Source organism: Bartonella sp. AP57NXGY (genome assembly GCF_042195805.1).
Taxonomy (GTDB): Bacteria; Pseudomonadota; Alphaproteobacteria; order Rhizobiales; family Rhizobiaceae; genus Bartonella.
The window spans coordinates 1-2,312 of the sequence record NZ_JBHIOZ010000038.1 but is presented as its reverse complement, the minus strand read 5'-3'; the positions used below and the strand labels follow the sequence as shown (position 1 = coordinate 2,312).

Below are 2,312 nucleotides of genomic sequence, written 5' to 3'. Positions count from 1 at the left end.
TAGGGATAAACTAATGAGTTGAATGTACGGCTTAGCTTCAAAATTTTGCTTTTCAATTTTATATATAAGATCATAAAATAATGACATTTTTTTACGTCTATTTTGTTTAATTTTTCGCTGTCAATTTTTAAAGGAAGTTTTTTGTATTTCATTTTGCTATTCCTTTTTCGTAATTTAGAGGAAAATTGACGGTTTTCAGGGGAGGGGGTGGATAGAGTAAAGTTTGGTTTTATTGTTTTCACTTTTCCTAAATTTCATTAAGAGATGGTAAAAAGTGATGAGGAGGCTCTATTGATGGATGATGCTAAAAACGGTGATGTAGATGTTTTGGAAAAACAAGCAGCATTTTTATCGTCTGCTTTACCTTATATGCAAAAATATGAAAATGAAACGGTCGTGGTAAAATATGGCGGCCATGCTATGGGTGATCCTGCTTTGGGGCGAGCATTTGCGCGTGATATTGCTCTATTAAAGCAATCGGGGATTAATCCTGTTGTTGTTCATGGTGGTGGTCCTCAAATTGCTGAAATTTTAATGAAAATGGGGATTGAATCACGATTTGAAAACGGACTACGGGTAACCGATGAGCGGATCGTTGAAGTGGTTGAAATGGTTTTAGCGGGTTCCATAAATAAAGAAATTGTTGCTCTCATCAATGCTGAGGGTGAATGGGCAATAGGATTATGCGGCAAGGATGGCAATATGGTTTTTGCCGAAAAGGCTTATAAAACTGTCATTGATCCTGATTCGCATATTGAACGTGTTTTAGATTTGGGGTTTGTTGGTGAGCCTGTTGAAGTTGACCGCACATTGCTAGATCTTTTAGCATCTTCTGAAATGATACCAGTTCTTGCTCCTGTAGCTCCAGGACGCGATGGTAAAACTTATAATATCAATGCTGATATTTTTGCTGGAGCTATTGCTGGTGCATTAGAGGCTAAACGCCTTTTATTTCTCACTGATGTTCCTGGTGTTTTGGATAAACAGGGTAAACTTTTAAAAGAATTGACAGTTGCTGAAGCTGAGAAATTTATTAAAAATGGGACAATTTCAGGAGGCATGATTCCAAAAGTAGAGACTTGTATAAAAGCCCTTCAAAATGGCGTGGAAGGTGTTGTCATTTTAAATGGTAAAACTCCTCATTCTGTTTTACTAGAGCTGTTTACCGAACAGGGAGTTGGAACGCTTATTGTTTCATAAATTGTGGGGAAAATTGGAAGAGAAAGTTTTTCATGGTGAATCTAAAACAGTTTAAATATCCTTTATTAAGTAAGCCAGAATTGGCAATATTTACTGCGACAATATTGTGGGGCGTTACATTTTTAGTCATTCACATTGCGGTACGCTATAGTGGTCCTCTGTTTTTTGTTGGATTTCGTTTTATTGTTGCATCTCTTATATGTGGGGTAATTTTTTGGCGCTCTATAAAAGGTATAACTGTTTATGAAGTTTTCGCTGGGATGGCGATAGGTTTAGCCATGTTTTTTGGTTATGCTTTTCAAGCAGCTGGACTTCAAACAATTATTAGTAGTCAGTCAGCTTTTATCACAGCGCTTTATGTACCGATGGTTCCAATCTTGCAATGGATTGTTTTTAAAAAACCTCCCCGTTTAGCTTGTTGGATTGGTATTATTTTCGCTTTTATTGGGCTTGTATTTATTTCAGGACAAAAGCCGGGAAATTTTGATTTTTCAAAAGGCGAAATTTTAACTTTGTTAGGCGCTTTAGCGATTGCTGGAGAAGTCATACTCATCGGAATTTTTGCGAACAAGGTTGATAGTCGGCGTGTAACCATTATTCAGTTGTTTTTTAGTGGTTTTTTTTCATTTGCTTGTATGCCTTTGATGGGTGAAAGCATCCCTGAATTTTCGTGGGTGTGGTTTAATATTGGTATAGGATTGGCATTAATGAGTGCCATCATTCAATTAGCTATGAATTGGGCACAAAAGTCTATTTCCCCTACGCGTGCGACACTCATTTACGCAGGTGAACCGGTATGGGCTGGTATTGTTGGGCGTTTGGCTGGCGAACATTTATCTCCCTTAGCTTTATTGGGCGGTTTGCTTATTCTGATTGGGATAATTGTGGCTGAATTACAACCTTCACAATGGCGTAAAAAAAATAAAGCAATTAAAAAAATTGATTAGCTATACATTTTTTTATTATGATTTTATTGCATGAGATTTTTGCTTGTAGAGTTTTCATTTTTGGAGCTTTTTTAATATTAAGATGATTAAGAAGTTCTATAAATTATTCCAGTTTTTGCATACCAAATTGGAGAAATAGTATACTTCTATCTGTTTGTCTAATTT

General features: G+C 36.2%; 2 protein-coding genes. Both read left to right on the top strand.

Annotated elements, in window-relative coordinates; all coding sequences use genetic code 11:
* The first annotated feature begins 294 nt into the window (after positions 1-294).
* Positions 295-1,200 (top strand): acetylglutamate kinase, encoded by a 906-nt coding sequence (gene argB / locus ACFIL8_RS05370; protein WP_375612884.1) that lies wholly within the window; start codon positions 295-297, stop codon positions 1,198-1,200.
* A 32-nt stretch (positions 1,201-1,232) separates the two neighbouring features.
* Complete coding sequence (locus ACFIL8_RS05365; RefSeq protein WP_273790236.1) at positions 1,233-2,147, top strand: DMT family transporter; 915 nt, start codon at positions 1,233-1,235, stop codon at positions 2,145-2,147.
* Positions 2,148-2,312: the final 165 nt, after the last annotated feature.